General features: G+C 62.2%; 16 protein-coding genes. 5 read left to right on the top strand and 11 right to left on the bottom strand.

Features of this window, described 5'->3' with window-relative positions:
* Window positions 1-64: 64 nt before the first annotated feature.
* Window positions 65-1036, bottom strand: a complete 972-nt coding sequence (locus AB7951_RS09980; protein ID WP_120292009.1) for a transglycosylase SLT domain-containing protein — start codon at window positions 1034-1036, stop codon at window positions 65-67.
* Between the two features lie 90 nt (window positions 1037-1126).
* Between AB7951_RS09980 and AB7951_RS09975 the strand changes: the two genes are divergently transcribed.
* Window positions 1127-2062 (top strand): glycine/sarcosine/betaine reductase selenoprotein B family protein, encoded by a 936-nt coding sequence (locus AB7951_RS09975; protein WP_120292007.1) that lies wholly within the window; start codon window positions 1127-1129, stop codon window positions 2060-2062.
* A gap of 145 nt (window positions 2063-2207) precedes the next feature.
* Window positions 2208-2558 carry a PilZ domain-containing protein gene (locus AB7951_RS09970; RefSeq protein ID WP_068734400.1) on the top strand — a complete coding sequence of 117 codons (351 nt, stop codon included), beginning with the start codon at window positions 2208-2210 and terminating at the stop codon, window positions 2556-2558.
* Between the two features lie 213 nt (window positions 2559-2771).
* Here AB7951_RS09970 and clpA read toward each other — a convergent pair whose 3' ends face one another.
* Entirely contained in the window at window positions 2772-5171 is a 2400-nt protein-coding gene (gene clpA, locus AB7951_RS09965) for an ATP-dependent Clp protease ATP-binding subunit ClpA (protein WP_089263729.1), read from the bottom strand.
* A 252-nt stretch (window positions 5172-5423) separates the two neighbouring features.
* The gene (clpS, locus tag AB7951_RS09960; RefSeq protein WP_068734422.1) at window positions 5424-5756 is read right to left on the bottom strand and encodes an ATP-dependent Clp protease adapter ClpS; all 333 of its coding nucleotides are present in this window, start codon (window positions 5754-5756) and stop codon (window positions 5424-5426) included.
* 522 nt (window positions 5757-6278) lie between these two features.
* Between clpS and AB7951_RS09955 the strand changes: the two genes are divergently transcribed.
* The gene (locus AB7951_RS09955) at window positions 6279-7646 is read left to right on the top strand and encodes a TadE/TadG family type IV pilus assembly protein (protein WP_116661847.1); all 1368 of its coding nucleotides are present in this window, start codon (window positions 6279-6281) and stop codon (window positions 7644-7646) included.
* 72 nt (window positions 7647-7718) lie between these two features.
* Here the strand turns inward: AB7951_RS09955 and AB7951_RS09950 are convergent, their stop codons facing one another.
* Window positions 7719-8054 (bottom strand): phasin family protein, encoded by a 336-nt coding sequence (locus tag AB7951_RS09950; protein ID WP_068734393.1) that lies wholly within the window; start codon window positions 8052-8054, stop codon window positions 7719-7721.
* 398 nt (window positions 8055-8452) lie between these two features.
* Here AB7951_RS09950 and AB7951_RS09945 point away from each other — a divergent pair, with 398 nt between their 5' ends.
* Complete coding sequence (locus tag AB7951_RS09945) at window positions 8453-10276, top strand: serine hydrolase (protein WP_439061706.1); 1824 nt, start codon at window positions 8453-8455, stop codon at window positions 10274-10276.
* A gap of 217 nt (window positions 10277-10493) precedes the next feature.
* On the opposite strand, the gene AB7951_RS09940 is transcribed toward AB7951_RS09945, so the two are convergent.
* The 4 genes from AB7951_RS09940 to AB7951_RS09925 all read right to left on the bottom strand — a co-directional run bounded on the left by AB7951_RS09940 (window position 10494) and on the right by AB7951_RS09925 (window position 14259).
* Window positions 10494-11219 carry a DnaJ domain-containing protein gene (locus AB7951_RS09940; RefSeq protein WP_093761279.1) on the bottom strand — a complete coding sequence of 242 codons (726 nt, stop codon included), beginning with the start codon at window positions 11217-11219 and terminating at the stop codon, window positions 10494-10496.
* Between the two features lie 51 nt (window positions 11220-11270).
* Window positions 11271-11993: a hypothetical protein gene (locus tag AB7951_RS09935; protein WP_068734381.1), complete on the bottom strand. Its 723-nt coding sequence runs from the start codon at window positions 11991-11993 to the stop codon at window positions 11271-11273.
* Between the two features lie 70 nt (window positions 11994-12063).
* Window positions 12064-12939, bottom strand: coding sequence for an alpha/beta fold hydrolase (locus AB7951_RS09930; protein ID WP_439061707.1), 876 nt, complete (start codon window positions 12937-12939; stop codon window positions 12064-12066).
* A gap of 396 nt (window positions 12940-13335) precedes the next feature.
* Window positions 13336-14259, bottom strand: coding sequence for a division plane positioning ATPase MipZ (locus tag AB7951_RS09925; protein ID WP_184517799.1), 924 nt, complete (start codon window positions 14257-14259; stop codon window positions 13336-13338).
* 234 nt (window positions 14260-14493) lie between these two features.
* On the opposite strand from AB7951_RS09925, the gene panC reads away from it, so the two are divergent.
* Window positions 14494-15345, top strand: a complete 852-nt coding sequence (gene panC / locus AB7951_RS09920; RefSeq protein ID WP_089263720.1) for a pantoate--beta-alanine ligase — start codon at window positions 14494-14496, stop codon at window positions 15343-15345.
* Between the two features lie 1028 nt (window positions 15346-16373).
* Here panC and AB7951_RS09915 read toward each other — a convergent pair.
* From AB7951_RS09915 to AB7951_RS09905, 3 genes are all read right to left on the bottom strand, one after another.
* The gene (locus AB7951_RS09915) at window positions 16374-19862 is read right to left on the bottom strand and encodes an indolepyruvate ferredoxin oxidoreductase family protein (protein ID WP_439061708.1); all 3489 of its coding nucleotides are present in this window, start codon (window positions 19860-19862) and stop codon (window positions 16374-16376) included.
* 272 nt (window positions 19863-20134) lie between these two features.
* Window positions 20135-20500, bottom strand: a complete 366-nt coding sequence (locus AB7951_RS09910) for a response regulator (RefSeq protein WP_068731403.1) — start codon at window positions 20498-20500, stop codon at window positions 20135-20137.
* Between the two features lie 2 nt (window positions 20501-20502).
* Window positions 20503-21990 (bottom strand): ATPase domain-containing protein, encoded by a 1488-nt coding sequence (locus AB7951_RS09905; RefSeq protein WP_120291987.1) that lies wholly within the window; start codon window positions 21988-21990, stop codon window positions 20503-20505.
* Window positions 21991-22025 lie beyond the last annotated feature (35 nt).

Here is a 22025-nt window from a genome sequence, read left to right as displayed (position 1 = left end):
GGCCTGTCATAGGCTGCCGAAAGCCGTCGGCGTCAAGAGGCGCCAATGCATGGGGTGCCAGCAGTCACGCTCTGCTGTTGCGCAGCACCAGACAGCCTTGCCCGGCCCGGCGAATCTTGCCGCAGAGATCGTTGGCCTCGTCACGCGTGTCGGTCCCGATCCTCACCTGGTAGAAGGTTCGCGTGCCGCGGCTTCGGAACAGCGAACTCAGCAGGTTGGGATCGCGTTCGCCGACCACCGTGCGCAAGCGCAGCATCACGCGTGCATAGGACATCAACGCACGATCACGATTGAAGCCTGCCGCCAGTTGCACACCCCATGGCCGTGCTTCGCCGAGCTTCACGCGCGCTTCCAGTTGCGTGACGAAGGGATTGGGCGCGCGCTGCAGCAGTGCCATCAGTTCGCGGCAGCTCGACGTCGCGGCACGCGGCGGCGTCTTGCCGTTGCGGCCTGCAGCCTGCCAGTCCTCGACCGTCACACCGGTGATCGCGGAGACGTAGTTGCGGGTCTCACCGGGCATGTATCCCTTGCCGTCGAGCCAGTCCTGCACACGGCGCGGTCCTGCATTATAGGCCGCAGCCGCGAGGCCGAGATTGCCGAACTGGTTGCGCAGCTCGCTGAGAAACTCTGCCGATTTCGGCAGCGCCTGCACCGGATCGAACGGATCGAGCAGACGCCGCTCATTGGCCGTGCCCGGCATGAATTGCGCGATGCCCTGCGCGCGCTGGCCATTGCGCGTCACGGGACCCACGGCATCGGGCTGAAACCGGCTTTCCTGCCAGATCACACGGGCGAAGAATTCCAGCGGCAAGTCATTGGCTCGCGCTGCAGACTCGATCATCAGACACATCGACTCGCGGGCGTCACTGTCACGTTTCAGATTGGGCTTCTCCGGAGCCGCCATTGACAGCATCCGGTCTGCACCCGGCTTCGCCAATTCGCTGATCGGGAGCTGTTCGGCGCGCACGCCCGCGACCGGCGCAAGCAACAGCGCCGCGAGGCAAATTATCCGGCCGATGATGCTTCCGAACGCCATGCCTGATCCCGCGCGGATTCCCCGCGCCTTGACAGCGGGACCCCAGCAGCTAGCTATGAATGAAAGACGGCAAAAGCGGGAGTGCAAACAATGGCCGACGCGCGCGACGACACATCCGGCTTTGCCAGCGACGACGATGTTCCGATCCAGTATATGGCCCGCACCCGCGCCTATTATCAGGCGATCGGCTACGACGTTCCCTATCGCTGGGCCCATCACATCGACGCGCCGTTCCAGCCGCTCAGGAAACCGCTGGCGCAGTCGCGCGTCGCCATCGTCACCACCGCAGCGCCCTTCGATCCCGCCAAGGGCGATCAGGGTCCGGGCGCGCTCTATAACGGCGGCGCCAAATTCTATCAGGTCTATGACGGCGATACGTCGGTCGATCATGACCTGCGCATCTCGCACATCGCCTATGACCGCGTGCACACGAGGGCGGACGACAGCGGCACCTGGTTTCCCCTGCCCGCGCTACGCGCACTCGCGGCGTCGGGCCGCATCGGCAGCGTCGCGCCGCGCTTCTACGGCGCGCCGACCAATCGCAGCCATCGCGTGACCCTTGAGACCGATGCGCCGGAGATCGTGACGCGCGCCAAAGCCGATGGTGTCGATGTCGCCGTCCTGGTGCCGAATTGCCCGGTCTGCCACCAGACCATCAGCCTCGTCGCCCGTGAGCTGGAGGCCAATGGCATCTCCACTGTGGTAGCGGGCTGCGCCAAGGACATTGTCGAACACGCTGCCGTGCCCCGTTTCCTGTTCAGCGACTTCCCGCTCGGCAACGCCGCCGGCAAGCCGCATGACAAGGCCTCGCAGGCGCAAACCCTGGAACTGGCGCTGCGCCTGCTGGAATCCGCTGTGGGTCCGCAGACCACCCTGCAATCGCCGCAGCGCTGGGCAACGGACGCGGTATGGAAGCGCGACTACAACAATGTCGCCCTGCTCAGCGCCGAGGAACTGGCGCGCCGCCGGGCCGAATTCGACAAGCAGAAGGACATTGCCCGCGGATTGCGCGAGACGGCGGCCTGAGCCCGCCCTGAGGCCGATCACCCCGTCTTTCGGCGATCGCCCTTAACTTTGGTTTACGTTAAATCCGCTCAATCCGCGCGAGAGCCTTCCCCGGCGGATGGAACTGCGTACAGTCCCCGCCTGCAACCTCAGGGGACCTCAGGACATGGACGAGCGGCGCAAGAACGTCAGGGACAAGGTGATCTACGGTGCCGTCGCGTCCAAGGACCAGAAGGCCAAGGAATGTGTCGTGCGCGACATTTCCGAAGACGGCGCCCGCATCGAATTTGGAAGCGGCGCGCGACTGCCGAAGGATGAGCTGACGCTCAACATCGCGCGAAAGGGCCGTTCGTTCCTCGCCAGGATCGTCTGGTGGCGCGACAACATCGTCGGCGTCGCCTTCACCGATCCGCCGGTGGAGAGCAAGGAAAGCTCCGACATCGAAGAGCGCCTGCGCAAGAGCGAGAAGAAAAAGCGCGAATTGCAAAAGCAGATTCAGAAACTGCTGGGGCAGTAAGGCGTTTGGCCAAATAACAAAACCGCAAACTCAGCCCTCATCCTGAGGAGCGCGCTTGCGCGCGTCTCGAAGGATGGGTGCATATGCATTCATGGTTCGAGACGGCGCCGAAGAGGCGCCTCCTCACCATGAGGACAGAGAGCGTATCCCCCAAAACAAAAACGGCCGGTGATCTCTCACCGGCCGCTTTCATTTGTTCAATCGCCCGATGGCTTACGCCTTCTCCAGCGGTCCCTTGGCCGAACCCGAGCCCTTGCCCGACTTCGGCTTCTTCGCCGCGCCGCGCTTGGCCGGCAGCTTCTCCGGCTTCGGCGTCACGGGACCATCGACGAATTCGAAGCCGATGCTTTCCTGCTCGACACCGAGCACCGCCTCGTCCTTCTTCAGGATGACGCGGACATGGCCGCCATTCTTGAGCTTGCCGAACAGCAGTTCGTCGGCCAGCGGCTTCTTGATGTGCTCCTGGATCACGCGACCCATCGGGCGCGCACCCATCTGCTCGTCATAGCCGTGCTGGATCAGCCAGGCCTTGGCGGGGTCGGACAGTTCGATGGTGACGTCGCGGTCTGCGAGCTGGGCTTCCAGCTGCAGCACGAACTTCTCCACCACCATGCCGATCACATCCGAATTCAGATGTGCGAAGGACACGACCGCATCGAGGCGGTTGCGGAATTCCGGCGCGAACTGCCGGTTGATCGCCTCCTGATCCTCGCCTTCCCGCTTGCCGCGGGTAAAGCCGAAGGCCGCACGCGCCATGTCGGCAGCGCCGGCATTGGTCGTCATGATCAGGATCACGTTGCGGAACGAGACCTGCTTGCCGTTATGGTCGGTCAGCCGGCCGTGATCCATCACCTGCAGCAGCACATTGTACAGATCCGGATGCGCCTTCTCGATTTCGTCGAGCAGCACCACGCAATGCGGATGCTGGTCCACGCCATCGGTGAGCAGACCGCCCTGATCGAAGCCGACATAGCCGGGAGGCGCGCCGATCAGGCGCGACACGGTGTGCCGCTCCATATATTCGGACATGTCGAACCGAATGAGCTCGACACCCAGCGACGACGCCAGCTGCTTCGCCACTTCGGTCTTGCCGACGCCGGTGGGGCCCGAGAACAGGTAGCTGCCAATCGGCTTCTCCGGCTCGCGCAGGCCGGCACGCGCCAGCTTGATCGATGCCGCCAAGGCTTCGATCGCCTTGTCCTGCCCGAACACCACGCGCTTCAAAGTCGACTCAAGATGCCGCAGCACCTCGGCATCGTCCTTCGACACGCTCTTGGGCGGGATTCGCGCCATGGTCGCGATCGTGGTCTCGATTTCCTTGATGCCGATTGTCTTCTTGCGCTTGCTCTCGGCCACCAGCATCTGCGCCGCACCCGACTCGTCGATCACGTCGATCGCTTTGTCCGGCAGCTTGCGGTCGTGGATATAGCGCGACGAGAGCTGCACCGCAGCCTCGATGGCCTCGTTGGTGTATTTGAGCTTGTGGTAATCCTCGAAATACGGCTTGAGGCCCTTCAGGATCGAGATCGCATCTTCAACAGTCGGTTCGTTGACGTCGATCTTCTGGAACCGGCGCACCAATGCGCGATCCTTCTCGAAGTGCTGGCGATATTCCTTGTAGGTGGTCGAACCCATGCAACGGATCGCACCCGAAGCCAGCGCGGGCTTGAGCAGATTCGAGGCATCCATCGCGCCGCCCGAGGTGGCGCCGGCGCCGATCACCGTGTGGATTTCGTCGATGAACAGGATCGCATTCGGATGCGCTTCGAGTTCCTTGAGCACCTGCTTCAGGCGTTCTTCGAAGTCACCGCGATAACGCGTGCCGGCCAGCAGCGTGCCCATGTCCAGCGAGAACACGGTAGCCGCCGACAACACTTCCGGCACGTCGCTGTCCACGATGCGCTTGGCCAGACCTTCGGCAATCGCCGTCTTGCCGACGCCGGCTTCGCCGACGAACAGCGGATTGTTCTTCTGCCGGCGGCACAGGACCTGGATCGCGCGATTGATCTCGGCCGTACGCCCGATCACCGGATCGATCTTGCCGTCACGCGCCTTCTTGTTGAGGTTGACGCAATAGGTATCGAGCGCCTCGCCCTTCTTCTTGGCGTCGTCGCCGTTCTTGGTCTCGGTCTCCTCATCGACGCCGCGCACCGGCCGCGCCTCGGAAACGCCCGGCCGCTTGGCAATGCCGTGGCTGATGTAATTCACTGCGTCATAGCGCGTCATATCCTGCTCCTGCAGGAAATACGCGGCATGGCTTTCGCGCTCGGCGAAGATCGCGATCAGCACATTGGCGCCGGTCACTTCTTCGCGACCCGACGACTGCACATGAATGACGGCGCGCTGGATCACGCGCTGGAAACCGGCAGTCGGCTTGGCGTCATCTGCGCCATCCGTCACCAGGTTTTCGAATTCGGTTTCGAGATAATTGACCAGACTGCCGCGCAGCTTGTCGAGATCGACGCTGCACGCCCGCATCACTGCCGCTGCGTCGCTGTCATCCACCAGCGACAGCAGGAGATGCTCCAGCGTCGCATATTGGTGGTGCCGCTCGTTCGCAATCGAGAGCGCCCGATGCAGCGATTGTTCAAGGCTTTGAGAAAAAGTTGGCATTCCGCGTCCTCGTTGGCCCCCACCATCATGATCGTCGTTGCCGGGTCAGGCAACAAGAACCTTTCTCACATATAGTGATGTCTGATCGTGGTGAAAGGCTGGTTCCCGCTGCTTGTTGTGACGCGTCCGCAGAGCACGTCTGTTCATTCCAGCGCATTGTCACATGCGCTGTTGACGCAGCCGAACGACCGCGTTCGACTCACATCAGTTCAATGCAAGACCCGTTCCCAGTTTCCGGGAATTCACGCGAGGCTACTTCTTTTCCATCACGCATTGCAAAGGGTGCTGGTGCTTGCGCGCAAAATCCATCACCTGCGTCACTTTGGTTTCGGCGATCTCATAGGTGAAAACGCCGCATTCCCCGATCCCGTGATGATGAACGTGGAGCATGATCTGCGTCGCCGCCTCGGCGTCCTTCTGGAAGAACTTTTCCAGCACATGCACGACGAATTCCATCGGCGTGTAATCGTCGTTGAGGATCAGCACGCGATACAGGTTGGGACGCTTGGTCTTGGGTTTGACCTTGGTGATGACCGAGGTGGCCGGCCCACCGGGCGCATTGGACCGGTTGTCGTCCTCTGCCATGCCACGCGGCCGCCGGCGGCGATCGTCGAGGGCGCCGGCCACAGGCATCAGGATGCCGTCAGGCATGAATTTCGAAGGTTTCTGGAACATAGCGCCTGTATAAAAGTCCCTAGCCGATATTGGCCAGCCCCGAATTGACAGCGTCCCCAGCCACGACGTGCTGCCGGACGCCTCGGGCACAGAGGCGCCCCGGGTCGCCGCATGGGTGCGACGCTGTCCGTTACAGGACCGATGGAGCCAATATGGGTTCCTGTGGCCGTTCTCGCAAGCACACTGCAAGCACCTGGAATGGCTCGCCGCGCCCCCCCCTGATGGCCCCCGGTCCGGTCAGGGTTAACCGATCGTGCTCGATTTGACCGGACAAGCAAACGAGCCATTTAACCGTCGTTCACGATAATACCGGGCGCTGACGCAGCGGCACGCCAATAGTTGGCCTTTTACCGATTTTCTGAGGACGCCTTTACCACCTGTTCAGCCGCCGCCCCCGAAATGACCTCCAGAAACTCACCATTGGCGGTCACGATGTTTATTCAATCGATTTCAAGCCAGGCGAAGCGCATCGCATCCCGATTTGCACGCCACGATGGCGGCAATATCGCGATGACCTTCGCCGTCGCTCTGGTGCCCCTGCTCGGCTTCGTGGGCGCCGCCGTCGACTACTCCCGGGCCAACGCTGCCCGCTCGGCGATGCAAGCGGCGCTCGACTCTGCAGCCTTGATGGTTTCGAAGGACCTGTCCGCCAATCCGACCATGTCGGCGACCGATGTCACCGACAAGGCGAAGGCCTATTTCAACGCGCTGTACACCAACACGAATGCCGGCCAGATCACGGTGACGGCGAGCTACACGACCAACACCAAGGACGGCTCCACGGTCACGGTCAACGGCTCCGGCGCCGTCGCAACCGATTTCATGAAGATGGTCGGCCTCCCGCAACTAGGGATCGGCAGCGGCTCGACCACGACCTGGGGCTCGACGCGCATGCGCGTCGCCATGGCGCTCGACGTCACCGGGTCGATGGGTATGGGGACCGGCAAATTGAAGGCGATGCAGGACGCAGCAACGGGTCTCATCAAGACGCTGAGCGCCAACTCGCGCATGACCGAGGACACTTATATCTCGATCATTCCGTTTGCGCAGATGGTCAATGTCGGCGCGTCGAACAAGAACGCGACCTGGCTCAAATGGGACGAATATGGATCCTGCAGCTATCCGTACTACGACACCAAAGCCGAGTGCCAAGCGGCTGGCCAAACCTGGAACGCGAGCTCCAACAAGAACGCCTGGAATGGCTGCGTCACTGACCGTGATCAGCCTTACGACACCACCAACGAAGCCCCGTCGGGCACAGCACGTTATCCGGCCTACCAGTACAATGCATGCCCCTCAGCCATTCTTGGGATGACATCGGCTTATGGTCCTGCCAACGTTAAGACGCTGACAGACAAGATCGATGCCCTGTCGGCGAATGGCGGCACCAACCAGCCGATCGGCATGGCCTGGGCCTGGCGCACCTTGCAGATCGGTAGCGATCCATTCCCGGCACCGGCCAAGGATTCGAACTACAAATACACAGATGCACTTATCATCTTGTCGGACGGCATGAATACCAAGGACCGATGGTACGGTGACGGCGCCAATTGGTCGACACTGGTTGACGATCGACAGAAGTTACTGTGTGCCAATATCAAAAAGCTGAACCCGGTGACCAACAAGCAGGACACCGTGATCTATACGATCCAGGTCAACACGGGCGGCGATCCGGAGTCCGCAGTTTTGAAATCCTGCGCCGATCCCGGCAATTTCTTTCCTACAAGCACCAACGCCGGCATCGCCGACGCCTTCAAGGCAATCGGCAACTCGCTCAACGCATTGCGCGTGTCAAAGTAAAGCGGCGGCGACACCTTCAAACAAAAACGCCCGGCCATCAGGCCGGGCGTTTTGATTTGAAGACCGTATCGCTTAGCGCGCCGGGGTCATCTTGGCGACGAAGCCTTCGAACGGCTTGTACGCCTGCTTGGCGAGATCGACATAGAGTTCGCTGATCTTGTGCGATTCAGCGACGAAGGATTCATAGGCCGACTTGGCGTATTCGGTCTGCACTTCGAGCACCTTGTCGAGCGACTGCACGCCGGACAGCTTGGTCACGAAGGCGTTGCCGTCCTCGAACGACTTCTTGGTGTAGTCGCCAACCGCGACAGCGATAGCCTGTGCACCGTTCTGAAGCGTGGCCGCCGATGCGACTGCACTCTCGAACTGCTCCTTGCCGTACTGCTGGATGTCTTCGACCTTGATCACTGCAAATCCTTTCCCGGATTGGACGGGTCAGCCGCGGCCGGGTGGACCCCGGTCTGATCTGACCCGCTCATCTATCGTGCAGTGCACAATGACGTCAAGAATCCTGTGCGATGCACAATTTTTACCATTGGCAATAAATGCACGGGTAACTGGCAAGGGTTGCTTAACCTTTTGGAAACTCGCCGGACCTACCCTGATTTCTTGCATTGGTGCGTTGGGGCCAAAAAGCCCAAAAACTGCATGAGTACATACTCTTAGCCAGAATGGCCGCGTATGCTTCTGCCATCCCGCCGAGAGAACCGCTCAGGCTGACGCTTAAAACTGAGACACATCCCCGGTTGTTGGGCATAATTTAGCCTCACGATCCGGGGAATGAGACTGATCTGACGGGGAAGTCCATGCTTCGCACAACGTTTGCTTCGTCGCGCACCTTGCGGGTGTGCGCTCTTGGGCTGGCAACTCTCAGCATCGCGGTCATCTTTACGACTGACAGTGCGGATGCCCGCCGGCGACATAAATCGCGAAGCCACGTCGCGCGCGTCTCGAGCTACAATCCCGCTTTCTCGTCGATCATCGTCGATGGCAATTCCGGTGCGGTTCTCTCGTCCAACAATCCCGACGGTTCGCGCCATCCGGCGTCGCTGACCAAGATCATGACGCTGTACATGCTGTTCGAGAAGCTGGAATCCGGCAAGCTCACGCTGGACAGCGAAATGGACGTCTCGCAGCACGCCTCCGTGCAGGCTCCGACCAAACTGGGCCTGCGCCCTGGTCAGACGCTGCGCGTCGAGGACGCCATCAAGGCCTTGGTGACCCGCTCCGCCAACGACGCCGCCGTTGTGATCGCCGAGGCCATTGCCGGCGATGAAGACGATTTCGCCAAGCTGATGACCAAGAAGGCCCGCGCGCTCGGCATGAGCCGCACGGTGTATCGCAATGCCTCCGGTCTCCCTGATGATGCGCAGGTGACCACCGCACGCGACCAGTCGGTGCTCGGCCGCGCCATCCAGGATCGCTTCCCGCGCTACTACCGCTACTTTGCCACCGCCTCGTTCAACTATCGCGGCCGCAACATCCGCAACCACAACCGCCTGATCGGGTCAGTCGAAGGCGTCGACGGCATCAAGACCGGCTACACCCGCGCCTCCGGCTTCAACCTCGTCTCGTCGATGAAGCGCGGCAACCGCCATCTGGTCGGCGTCGTACTCGGCGGCCGCAGCGGCGGCGCCCGTGACGCGGCCATGCGCAACCTGCTTGCCGAGAACCTGGACAAGGGTGCCACCCGCCGTACCGTGGCCGCGATCACCGAGCGCAATCCATCCGAATCCGCAACCGAGGTCGCCGAAGCCGAGGCCCAGGCGCGTCCCACCGACACCAAACAGGTCAACGGCGCCATCCAGGTGGCTGCTGCAACGCCGGTGGCCGCTGAACCGCTCTCCGAGCCCCCGGCTCGTCCCGCCGCGCCAGCGGCGCGCCCGTCCGTCTTCGCCGCCGCCACCGCAGCGCTGCCCCCGGCAGCGCCGATGCCGCAGCCCCGCAAGCCCGAGCCCGGCCCGCTCAACAGCGGCGTCATCCAGTCCGAGCCCATCTCGACCATTCCGGGCTCGTCAGAGCCGATGAAGCCGGTTCGTGTCCGCACCGTTCAGGTCAAGTCCGGCCAGTACAAGCTGGCCTCCGCCGGCGGCGAGCAACCCGCCCCTCCGGCCGCCACCAATGCCATCACGGCGCGCGCTGAGCCCACCGCCCGCTCGCCCGAGACCACCAATTCGCTCTATGCCCGCTCGGAGATGCCGCGCCAGCCGGCGGGCTTCGGGACCGGCAATGGGCTTCTCGGCGTCTTGCCGGCCCAGGGAAGCGCTCAGGGCGGCACCCAGATGGCCTATGCCGACCCTGCCCCGCGTAACGTGCCAGCCCCTCAGGCTCCCGCTCCGCAGACGGTACAACAGGGCGGCGCCATCAAACCCGCCGCGATCCACACCGGCTGGATCATTCAGGTCGGTGCACTGGAGAGCGAGAGCGAAGCACGGATCCGCCTTGACGCCGCGCGTGAACAGGCCCGTGGCCTGCTCGGCAAGGCCGACCCGTTCACTGAAGCCGTCGTCGGCAAGGGCGACAGGAAACTCTACCGCGCCCGCTTCGCCGGCCTCGACCGCGAAAAGGCCGAAGCCGTCTGCAAGACGCTGAAGCGTTCCGAGATTTCCTGCATCACCATCAAGAACTGATCGACTGATACCGTCGGATACGCAAATGGCCGGGACATTGTCCCGGCCATTTTGCTTTTGGTCACCATAAATCCCCGTGGCGACAACTTCTCGTCAAGACTTAGCCGCTACAAAATACAGACGGGGATTGATCGACCACGCCGGGCAACGGTGGGCGATGGGGCGTTCTCAGAGAAACGGAAGCTGCTCGCAGTTGTAGCGTAAAAGCGTGCTGGAGTTAGCTGCGATGCGTGCGAAGCAGAGTGTCCTTGGCCTCGTTGACCCGGGCCGCCAGGTACGTCGAGCCCCCCTGGTCGGGATGCAGTTTCTTCATGAGGGATCGGTGCGCGCGGCTGATCTCGTCGCGGGTCGCACCCGGCTTCACGCCAAGGATCTGATAAGCCTCCTCTTCCGTCATTTTACTGCCAGACGCCGCGCGGTCGTGCCGCCCTGCCGTATCGCCCTGCGCGTTCTGACGCCAAGCGGGAAACCGGCGGTCAAGATAACTTTCAAGTAGCGCCACGCTCTCCGCATCGAAGCCGGCCATCATCGCCGCCAGTTGCGGCAGGTCGAATGCATCGAGCGACTGACCGGCATAGGGGCCGGCGACGATCCGTCCGCTGAGCTGGCCACTGTCATGATCGAGGGTCATGTCGAGAAACGCCGAGCGGACCTGCGAGGTCTGGCCGGACGATTTGGTCCCGCCCCCGAACATGCCGCCGATATTGCTGAAGCCCGCGGTGCCGAACGGCGCCCAGCCCAAGAGACCCGCCCCGAAGATTCCAAGCGGGATCGCCACCGCCAGCTCGCCCTTGATCCCCGTGAACGCCGCCACCGCCAGCGCCAGCACACCGCCGGCCAGCTTGATGCCGCGCGCCAGCAGCGCCGGGTTGGCCGAGCGAAACATCTGCAGCAGCATGTAAAGCACGAAGACGGCGAGCGCGCCGGCGATCAAAGTAGGCATGAGCTTTAGATAGTCGGTTGCTGCGATCCGCGAAACGGTTTTGCAGACCGTTTATCGCATCTGGCCGAGCAGCTTTGCCGCACCCGGCGCCGACGACGCCAGCCGCGTCAGCGCCTCACGTCCGCCAGCGGCATAGGCGGCTACCGCGCGCAGCAATTCGCGGAGCTGCGCAGCAGCTCCCGGATCGAACCGGCACCAGGCGCCACCGGTCAGCCGGGCAATCTCGCGAAACGCCTGTTCGGCCGCGGGGTCTTGCCCTTCCTGGAACATGAAGACCGGTACTTTCAGCAGGCCGAGCTCGCCGGCTCGTGCACAGAGCTCGTCAACGGACTCCTCCATGGCGTCGCCCACGAACACCAATGCACGCACGCCTGAGGCCACCGCCTCGCGCCGGGTCTCCGACAGCACCTTGCCGATCTGGGTCTGACCGCCCTGGCAAGCGATCTTGCCCATCAGCCGCGCCAGTTGCGCGGTGTCCGAAATCCAGCCGGTCGCGCGGCACTCGCTGAGACCACGGAAATAGACAAGACGGATATCGAGACTGCCGATCGATGCGGCCTCGCGAAACATGTCGGCCTGCAGCGTGCAGGCCATATCCCAGGTCGGCTGCCGGCTCATGGTGGCATCGAGTGCGAATACCAGGCGCCCGCGCCCACCCGCTGCATGCGGTGCCATCGCTTTCGCTTTTGCTACAAATGCCGCGATGTCGGCCGATGCCGACGGCTGGGTCAGCGTATCGGTCTTGGACGTGGGAATGGTGGGGTCGCTGGCCATGATAACTCGCGTTTTCTGCAAGCTTCATGTGGCGAGCATAGGCCACGCGGTCAACCGCGCAGCGCAGAACTCAATTCACGCTCGGCGTATATTGCGCGATCTTGTTCGGGTCAGTCGCACTGCTCTGCTGCGCAGACTGCTCGATGATCTTCGGCTTGCCGGTGACCGGCGACAGCTTGCTGTCGTCGTCTAGGAACTTGTCGAGCAGCCCCTGAATCTTGGTCTTCAGGGTTTCCGGACCGCGATCGCTCATGTCGGTGTGCTGCGCGCCGGTGTTGACGACCGTGATACCGGCCTTCTCGCAGATCTCGTCATCCGGCACGACACCGGGATCCGGCTTGAACACCGTATCGTGCGAACGGAACGACAGGATCTTGAATTTGCCATCGGTCATGAACGGCACACGCAGGTTATCCAGCGTCACGACCTTCTTGACGTCATCCGGGAATTCCTTGGCGTAGAACATCGAGATGTCGCCGCCGTTGGAATGGCCAACCAGCGTCAGATGATCGTAGTCGGAGTTCGGCTGAATCTTCTTCAGCTCTTTCACCGCGTATTTGATGTTCTGCACGCCACGCTCATAGACCGGCAGACGGCCGACATAGAGCTCGCCGACCTTGGTCACGAGCGGAGCGTCGGTATCGAGATCGTGTTGGATGCTGACGGCCATATAGCCGCGCGCCGCAAACACGTTCGCGAGAAACGAGTATTCGGTGAACTTGACGGTGTTACCGTGATTGAGGACCGCGACCGGCAGAGTGATCATGCCGGCATTGGCCTGCATTTCCTTGTCGCGGCGAACGGCGATGTCTACCTGCACAGGACGATTACGCGACGCGTCGAAGAACGTCAGCGTCTCATGCCGAATAGCCCACTTCGACGCGGTGAAGTACGCGGCGGTGGCCAGTACGCAAACCGAAAGCAGAATGAGAAGTCCGCGTTTCATGTTCGTCCCTGATCGGCCAGCTAGAGATAGGTCTCAGCCGGCTACAGCACTTATGGACCGGAATGGCCTCAAGCGGCTGCTTCAACAGCATATATGTCACAGCCCGGTGACAGAAAGGCTAAATATTGTGAATTCCGAGCCATGTTATTGTGCGCCGCACCCGTTTCTTGTGCAGTTGCTAAAGAAAGCCACGGTCGAATTGAGCGATTTTGAACAAGTTTCGCAAGGGATTGGAATTTCAAAAACGTCCTGTTTTCAACGACAAACCAACTGTCGAACGGGTGACTCGTTCCCCGGTAAAAGAAAATGATACCTGTGGTATCAGCGTGAAGTTGAGTGCGGGATCGTTCATAGCCTGCCGAACGGGCAGCACTGGCTTTGCACAGTGAGCGCGACTCAGTTGCCAAGGATGTCGTGAACGTCCAGCGGCTTGTCGACCTGGGCAAACCACTCGGCGCGGTTGGCGGCGCGGCGACGGCCACGCTCATCGAGCGGCAGCTTCAACTTGCGCAGCAGTTCGATGACTTCCTCGCGCGCCGTGACATGGCCCATGCTCGGGCGTCGCCCGAGCGTAGCTTCGTTGAGATCGTCGAGCGCCGTCAGGCCACGCGGGAAGAACTCACGATACATCACGCGCTCGGCGAGACCGTCGATGGCGCGGAAACCGAGCTGCAACGAGAGTTGATCGAGGACGCCGGCGACCAGCATCTTGTTGTGCGAGCCGAGCATCGAGAGCCGGTTGCGCACCACGATCCAGTCCGTGGTGGAGCCATCGTGCTGGCGGCGCTTGCGCCGGGCTTCGCGCGCCATCTTCGAATAGTGGCTCTCGCCGGTCACCTTGTAGCTTGTAGCATCGACGGCGCCGAGCACGTCGAAATCGAGGAAGCTGTCATTGATCGGCGTCACCAGCGTATCGGCCATCGAATGCGCCAGACGCATCAGATAGGTATCGCTGCCAGGCGTGTCGATGACGATGAAATGGTGAGTACGTTCCACCGCGCTCACCGCGGTCATGAACTGATCGAGTTCGAAGGCTTCGTTGTCGGCGATCTGCATCGTCTCGCCGAGCTTGACGCAGCTATGGGTCGGCACTTCCAGCGCAAGTCCGGCGCTCTGCGCCCAGGCTGCGCGGTTGGCGATATAGCGCGTGAAGCTCTGCTGGCGACTGTCGAGATCGATGGTGGCGACGCGCTGACCGGCCTTCAGCAGCGCCACGGCAATATGAAGCGCAGTGGTCGATTTGCCCGACCCGCCCTTCTCATTGCCGAGCACGATCACATGCGCCGTGCCGGACTGTCCCTGGGTGGTTTGCATCAACATCGCGCGATCCTTCGATCATCTTCAAATCGCGAGGCGTGGCAAGGGTCAAGCTAAATACAGGGGCATCCTGCTCTGCGGGCGATCAGCCGCGCTTAATCATGAATCCCGGCGGCCGGTTGCGGCATCAGGACACCCGGCAGCCTGGTATCGTGAGGCTTGGGTGATCCCGCGAGCTTTGATAAGCAGGGCGCGCACGCCCTCACCCGTAGCAGCCAACAACAAGAACGAGCCGCAATGCCCCGCACCCCGATCGTCGCCCGCACCCTGCCCGCCCTCCGCAAGGCGCTCGACGGCCTGCGCGCGCGCAAGGCGACCATCGGCCTGGTGCCGACCATGGGCGCACTGCATGACGGTCACGTCTCCCTGGTGCGCCTCGCCCAGCGCCGCACCAGCAAGGTCGTGGTGTCGATTTTCGTCAATCCAACGCAATTCGCGCCGACCGAGGACTTTGGCTCCTATCCGCGCACCTGGAAAAGCGACGTCGCCAAACTCACCGAAGCCGGCGTCGACCTGATCTGGAATCCCGACGCCAAGGTGATGTATCCGGAAGGCTTCGCAACGAAGATCACGACCGGAGGCCCGGCCACCGCCGACCTCGAAGACCGCTTCCGCCCGCATTTCTTCGGCGGCGTCGCGACAGTCGTCGGCAAGCTGTTCACGCAGGTGCGGCCGGACATGGCGTTCTTCGGCGAGAAGGACTACCAGCAGCTCAAGGTCGTGACGCGCATGGCGCGGGATCTCGATCTCGGCGTCAAGGTGACCGGCGCAACCACGGTGCGCGAGCGCGACGGTCTCGCGATGTCGTCGCGCAACGTCTATCTCTCGCCGGACGACCGCGCCACGGCGCCGGTGCTGTATCGCGCGATGAAAGAAACCGCCAAGCGCCTGAAGGCGGGCGATGACCTTGAAGCCGCCATGGCCGGTGGCGCCGCGATGATCACCGCGGCAGGCTTCGCACTCGACTACTTCGAGGCGCGCCACGCGGAGTCACTGGCGCCGGTCAGTTCGATGAAGGACGGCCCGGTGCGACTGCTGGTGGCCGCGAGGATCGGCAAGACGCGGCTGATCGACAATATCGGGGTGTGAGGCTTTCGTCCTGACCCGTCATTCCGGGGCGCACGAAAGCGGCGAAGCCGCTGAAGTGCGAACCCGGAATCCCAGAGTGTTTTGCACTGACTAGAGACTCCCATGCCGAGATTCCGGGTTCGCGTCCGGCAAGTGCCGGCCGCGCCCCGGAATGACGAGTGTGGGATGGACTCGGGCTGAACGCACCCCAAACATTTTTTCCTATCCCCATTGACAGCATCTTCGCCAGGTTTATATTCCCTTCCGTCCTGCCCCATCGAGAGGGGCGATCGCGATCGTCACGTTCGCGGGGCAGGATGCGGTGGACGCCGGAGATGCGGCGTCGCGCGGTTCATGGGGGACGTCTGTCTTCGGGCAGGACGGATCTGCGCCAGCACTGCCACTGGCAAGGAGACGACCGACCTTGGGATGGACAGAGCCCTGGACAGTGTGACGGACGACCAAGTCAAAACGTGTCCGGCCTATTCGCTTGAGGCTCCCTTCCCATCGCCTTGGGACTTTAATTCGCGATCGGAGCGTTCGTCGAGGCAAAGTGCAAGCAACCGAAAAAACACCGCAGGCGGAACGTCGAGCACTTGCTCGGCGCCTCCGAAAGTCCTGATGCACTCTCAATTGCGGACGACCGCATTCGCATCAGGCCCAAGGGTGCAACGGGCACCCGGCGTTCCGCACGCCCTCTCACAAGGGGCGGGAATGCAAGAGACGACGGCGCCCCCGCGCCGCAAACAATGGGGGTGATGACGCATGTCTGAAGAGCAGTGGCTGTTTGACATTTGAATCTGAAATAACGTGACGCGCGAACGCCCAAACCAAACGTCGTCATGCCCGGCGCATGCCGGGTATCCACGTCTTGGCGGACAAAGGAAGACGTGGATGGCCGGAACAAGTCCGGCCATGACGACCGAGAGCGTTACGCGAGATCGTAGGATGGCAGGCGCATCGCACCTAAGCGAAACCCATCAACCACACAAGCTCCGAAAGGCGATGGGTTTCGCGAAGACGCTCTACCCGTCCTACGATCGCTTCCCCTACTCCGCTGCGATCTGGCGCGGCGCCGGCGGCGGATTGGCGAGGTCCTTGGCGAGTTCGGCGTAACGCACCTTCGCCGCCACGACCGAGGCTTCCTTCACCGGGCCGTAACCGCGAATGCTGTCGGGCAGCGAGAGGAGCTGCACGGCCGTATCCACCGTGAGCGGCGACAGCAGGTTCAACACCGTCGCGACGTCCTTCTCGTACCCCGCAATCAGATCGCGCTCCAGTCTGCGGTCGGCGCTATAGCCGAACACATCCAGCGGCGTGCCGCGCAAGGTGCGCAGCTTCGCCAGAATGCGAAACAGCGGCAGCATCCAGGCGCCGAAGGCGCGCTTCTTCGGGCGGCCCGACGCATCGGTGCCGGGCAGCATCGGCGGTGCGAGGTTAAAGCTGATCTTGACGTCACCCTCAAACTGATCGCGCAACTGCTTCTCGAACTTGCCATCGGTATAGAGCCGCGCGACTTCGTATTCGTCCTTGTAGGCGAGCAGCTTGGCATAGTTGATCGCCACCGCGCGCGGCAGTTCATCGTCATAGCCACCACGCATGGCGGCCTCGCGGACCAGATCGACCATCGCCTGATAGCGCTCAGCGAGCTTGCTGTTCTGATAGTCCGTCAGCAATCCGCTGCGATGAGCGACGATCTCATCGAGGCTCATCTCATCCAGCGTCTTTGGCGCGATTGTCTCATCGGCCCCCTTGAGCATGCCCGCGAGCCGTGCCGGATCGGCGGCGGCAAGACGGCCAAGCTGGAACGCCAGCATGTTCATCTTGATCGAGACGCCATTGAGCTCGATGGCCTGTTCGATGGACGCTGCCTGCAGCGGCAGCAGCCCCTGCTGATAGGCAAAGCCCATCATCATCATGTTGGTGGCGATGGAATCGCCAAGCAGCGCTTCGGCCGCCTTGGTGAAATCGAGGAATGTCGATTCGTTGCGCAGCGACATTTCCAGCACATTGTTGACCTTGCGGGACTGGAAATTGAAATCGCGGTTGCGCACGAAATCCGCGATCGGAATGAGATGGGTGTTGACGATGCCAGTGGTGCGCGAGCTCTCGCAGAGCGAGATCGTGTCCTTGGCGATGGCCACCACTTCATCGGCCGCGATCAGGACATCCGCCGTGCCGGTGACGATGCGCGAGCAGGTGACGTCGCCGGTGTCGTTGGCGAGACGCACATGGCTGAGCACCGCACCGCCCTTCTGCGCAAGCCCAGACATGTCGAGGATCATCGAGGCCTTGCCTTCGATATGCGCGGCCATGCCGAGTAGTGCACCAATGGTCAGCACGCCGGTGCCGCCGACGCCACCGACGGCGACATTATAGGGCTTGTCGAGCGTTGGCCGCGTGGCCGGCTCCGGCAATGCACCGATGGCGCCGAGTTCGACCGGCGCCTTGCGCTTCAGCTTGCCGCCATCGACCGTGACGAAGGACGGGCAAAAGCCCTTGAGGCACGAATAGTCCTTGTTGCAGGACGACTGATTGATGGTGCGCTTGCGACCTAGTGCGGTCTCCAGCGGCTCCACCGAAATGCAGTTCGACTGCACCGAGCAATCGCCGCAGCCTTCGCAGACTGCCGGGTTGATGAGCACGCGGCGCTGCGGGTCTTCCAGAATGCCCTTCTTGCGGCGGCGACGTTTCTCGGCGGCGCAGGTTTGCACGAACACGATGGCCGAGCAGCCCGGCACTTCGCGGCAGGCCTTCATGACCTTGTCGAGTTCGTCGCGATGCGCCAGCTTCACGCCCGGCGCGATGGTGCTGGCGGGATAGGCATCGGGATTCTCCGACACGAGATAGATCTCGCGGATGCCCTCGCTGTGGAGCTGGAACGTGATCTTCTGCGGCGACAGGTCACCGTCATGGTGCTGACCACCGGTCATCGCCACGGCATCGTTGTAGAGGATCTTGTAGGTGATGTTCGCCTTGGAGGCGATCGACTGGCGGATCGCCAGCGAACCGGAATGGAAGTATGTGCCATCGCCGAGATTGGCGAAGATATGCTTCTCCTTGGTGAACGGCGCAATGCCGGTCCATGGCACGCCCTCGCCGCCCATATGGGTGAAGGTCTCGGTGGAGCGATCCATCCACAGCGTCATGAAATGACAGCCAATGCCGGCTAGCGCGCGCGAGCCCTCCGGGACCTTGGTGGAAGTATTGTGCGGACAGCCCGAACAGAAATACGGCGTGCGCGTGATCGGCACGACGTTCTGCACCTGCGAGGCTTCGCGTCCATGAAACCAGTCGGCCTTGGCGCGCAGGAGTGCTGCAATCTCCGGGTCGATCTCCATCGCCAGCAGGCGATCCACCAGCGAGGTCGCTACCTTGGCGACGCTCAGCTCTTCGGCGAATGGCAGGAAGCGATGATCGTGGGAATCCATCTTGCCGACGATGCGCGGCCGCACATCGTCGCGCCAGTTGAACAGCTCCTGCTTGACCTGGTTCTCGACGATCTCGCGACGCTCCTCGACGATGAAGATCTCATCGAGACCCACCGCGAACTTGCGCACGCCTTCCGGCTCCAGCGGCCACGGCATGCCGATCTTGTACAGCCGCAGACCAATCTTCGCGGCCACCTCTTCGGTAATGCCGAGCTCGCGCAGTGCCTGGCGCACGTCCTCATAGCTCTTGCCGGAGGCCATGATGCCGAAGCGCGCATTTGGCGAGTCCATGGTAACGCGGTTGATATTGTTGGCCCGGGCAAAGGCAATCGCCGCGAAGCCCTTGTAGTCCTGCAAGCGGCGATCCTGCACATAGCGGTCGTCCGGCCAGCGCAGGTTCAGACCATCCGGCGGTAGTTCGAAATCGGTGGGAATATTGAACGGCGTCATCTCGTCATTGAGGTTGATCTCCGCCGTGGTCTCCACGGTTTCGGTGATCACCTTCATGCCGACCCAGCAGCCGGAATAGCGCGACATCGCGATACCGAGCAGACCCATCTCGATCATCTCGTGGATGCTCGAAGGATAAAGATAAGGCATCAGCGCCGATATGAACGCATGGTCGGACTGATGCGGAACGGTCGACGACTTGGCGCCGTGATCGTCGCCGGCGAGACAGAGCACGCCACCGAATTTCGCGGAGCCGGCAGCATTGCCGTGACGGAAGACGTCACCGCAGCGATCGACGCCGGGGCCCTTGCCGTACCAGATGCCGACCACGCCATCATATTCGGCGCCGGGCGAGAGATTGAGCTGCTGGGTGCCCCAGATCGCGGTGGCTGCGAGATCTTCGTTGACGCCGGGCTGGAATTTGACGCCGTACTGATCGAGATGTTTCCGCGCGGCCACGAGCTGCTGGTCGTAGCCGCCGAGCGGCGAGCCGCGATAGCCGGTAATAAAGGCTGCGGTGTTCAGACCCGCCGCGCGGTCCCTGCGGACCTGTGCCATCGGCAGCCGAACCAGCGCCTGAATGCCGGTCAGGAAAATGTGGCCAGAGCCCTGGGTGTATTTCTGATCGAGACTGATCGCGCCTTGATTGATTCCCATTCCCACCCTCGTCACTGCGGCCACTGAGCTGTCGCCCGGCCTGCTCGCGCCTATTATCTGGGGTCGTTCGACTCCCTTAGAAACAGTCTATGTTGGATTTTGAACGGGACGCACCACAATTCTGGGCAATGGAGCCCCGCGTCCAAAGAACGCAATTTCGTGATGAATGCGGCCGGTAGGCTTGTCACGTTGTGTCGCCGCAAAGGCCTTTGGCGCAAGGACGTAACGGCTTCACGCTGCAGTGCGATGCAGCAAGATCTGCCAAAGGAGGCTCAGGCCTCGCCCGGGAATATCTCGCTGATGATCTTCATCAGATCGGCCTCGCGAAACGGCTTGCGCAGATAGGCGCGAAAACGCCCAGCCCGGTCGCGCACGACATGCTCCAGCAACGAGGTCATGACGACCACCGGAATTCCGCTCAGCCGCTCGTCCTGCCCCATCGCTGCGATCAGGCCGGCTCCGTCGAGGAACGGCATCATGAAATCGGTTAGCACGAGATCGGGCGTGTCCCGATGCAGAATGTCGAGCGCCTCACGGCCGTTGCCGGCCACGAGGACATTGAAGGCATATTCGCTCAACAGGACTTCGAGCCAGTCGGCGATCGCCCATTCGTCCTCGACAATCAGGACAGTTCGCACCGCTATTCTCCAGTCAACTTAAGATCCGTCGATGGAGTTGGTGCAGGTCCCTGACTAGAAATGTCCCTGAGGATGCGCTCCGCACTCTGGAAATCGGCATCGAGAACGATGCCGCCGTCGAGAATTTCAAAGCGGCGCATGCGCATATCGGTCCGGCGGTCACGCGATTTCAGAATGGTCATCAGACGATGGTTTTCCGAGCGCAAGGCTGCGAGATGCAGCGCGATGATGTTCTCGGCAACCGCGGAGAGACCCGTCTGGTTGACACCCTTGAGCGGCTGCCCGGGTGTCATGCCAGCGTGATCGGTTTCTGCCGTCGCCAGCGTGGTAACACCGAGTGCGCGCAACTCGTTGCACAGCGCCGACAAAAAAGAGCCGATGCGCTCCTTTTCGTCGGTGAGCTTCGAGAAGCCTTCGATGCCATCGATCACCAGACGGCGCACGCCGTTCTGCCTGATGGTCGAGAGCAGCTCGGTTGCGACCTCGTCGAGCACCGCTTCTGTCTGCGGGCGCCACATCAGCGTGACCTTGTCGGCCCGCGATTTCAGCGGCAGCTTGAGGCTGTCGGCCTTGATCCGCAGCGCCATCGGATTCTCGTGAAACCCGAACAGCATCGCCGGTTCATTGGCGGGACCGCCGGTCAGGAACTGAAGACCGGCCGTGGTTTTGCCCGACCCGGAAGGCCCGAGCACCACCGTCACCGAATGCGTATCGACGCCGCCGCCGAGCATCTTGTCGACGCCGCCAATGCCGACCGACACCATCGGACCGTCGGCGCTGTCCCAGACGCTGGGCGTCTCCAGCAGCGCCTCGATACGCGGATAGATGGCGTGCCCATTCTCGGTGATGCGATAGGAGTGCTTGCCGCCCATGAACCAGGTGCCACGCAGCTTGTGGACCTGAAGCGACCGCTCGGCGCGGCGGCCATGCAGTGCCGACTGCAGTTCGATGAGACCGTCCACCATCGTATGCTCAGGCGGATGCGCATCGGCGTCGAAGGCGCTGGTCAGAAGGAACATGGTGCAGTTGCTGAAGGCGGCCTGGGTCTGCAATTCGTGGATGAACTTCTTCAGCTCAAGCTCGGAGCGCGCCTTTTCGTGCACGGTGATGAGACCATCGAGCACGAGGATGCTGGCCTTGCGGGTGCGGACCTCGCGGCGGACCACGTCCAGCAGTCCGCGCAGCCCGTCGTCTTCCAGCGTCTTGAAGGCGCCGACATAGGACATGCGGTCGGGAATCGCCGCTTCATCGAAGAAGGTCATCCGCCGCATGTGCCCGATCATGCGGGCGTGGCTCTCGGCAAGCAGCGTGATGTAAAGCGCGTTCCGCCCCTGCGCGGCCTGCGCGAAACAGATCTGGTTGCCCAGAATCGTCTTTCCGGCGCCCGGGGCGCCCTGAATGATGTAGATGCCGCCGTCGAAAACGCCCCCGCCCAGGATCGCATCGAGACCCGGTACGCCGGTTGCAAACCGGCCGTTATCGCCACTCATTCCGAAACTGCCCCTAACGTGTCACCTATACCGGT

Source organism: Tardiphaga sp. 285_C5_N1_2 (assembly GCF_052076065.1).
Taxonomy (GTDB): Bacteria; Pseudomonadota; Alphaproteobacteria; order Rhizobiales; family Xanthobacteraceae; genus Tardiphaga; species Tardiphaga robiniae.
This window is presented reverse-complemented; position numbering and strand designations above follow the sequence as displayed.

Bases quoted from the DNA above. Each gene is read 5' to 3' on its own strand.
- AB7951_RS09935 (WP_068734381.1), bottom strand. From the start codon at position 11,993: ATGGCCAGCGACCCCACCATTCCCACGTCCAAGACCGATACGCTGACC.
- AB7951_RS09940 (WP_093761279.1), bottom strand. From the start codon at position 11,219: ATGCCTACTTTGATCGCCGGCGCGCTCGCCGTCTTCGTGCTTTACATG.
- panC (WP_089263720.1), top strand. From the start codon at position 14,494: ATGCCCCGCACCCCGATCGTCGCCCGCACCCTGCCCGCCCTCCGCAAG.
- AB7951_RS09905 (WP_120291987.1), bottom strand. From the start codon at position 21,990: ATGAGTGGCGATAACGGCCGGTTTGCAACCGGCGTACCGGGTCTCGAT.
- AB7951_RS09955 (WP_116661847.1), top strand. From the start codon at position 6,279: ATGTTTATTCAATCGATTTCAAGCCAGGCGAAGCGCATCGCATCCCGA.
- AB7951_RS09975 (WP_120292007.1), top strand. From the start codon at position 1,127: ATGGCCGACGCGCGCGACGACACATCCGGCTTTGCCAGCGACGACGAT.
- AB7951_RS09945 (WP_439061706.1), top strand. From the start codon at position 8,453: ATGCTTCGCACAACGTTTGCTTCGTCGCGCACCTTGCGGGTGTGCGCT.
- AB7951_RS09925 (WP_184517799.1), bottom strand. From the start codon at position 14,259: ATGTTGATGCAAACCACCCAGGGACAGTCCGGCACGGCGCATGTGATC.
- AB7951_RS09915 (WP_439061708.1), bottom strand. From the start codon at position 19,862: ATGGGAATCAATCAAGGCGCGATCAGTCTCGATCAGAAATACACCCAG.
- clpA (WP_089263729.1), bottom strand. From the start codon at position 5,171: ATGCCAACTTTTTCTCAAAGCCTTGAACAATCGCTGCATCGGGCGCTC.
- AB7951_RS09980 (WP_120292009.1), bottom strand. From the start codon at position 1,036: ATGGCGTTCGGAAGCATCATCGGCCGGATAATTTGCCTCGCGGCGCTG.
- AB7951_RS09970 (WP_068734400.1), top strand. From the start codon at position 2,208: ATGGACGAGCGGCGCAAGAACGTCAGGGACAAGGTGATCTACGGTGCC.
- AB7951_RS09930 (WP_439061707.1), bottom strand. From the start codon at position 12,939: ATGAAACGCGGACTTCTCATTCTGCTTTCGGTTTGCGTACTGGCCACC.
- clpS (WP_068734422.1), bottom strand. From the start codon at position 5,756: ATGGCAGAGGACGACAACCGGTCCAATGCGCCCGGTGGGCCGGCCACC.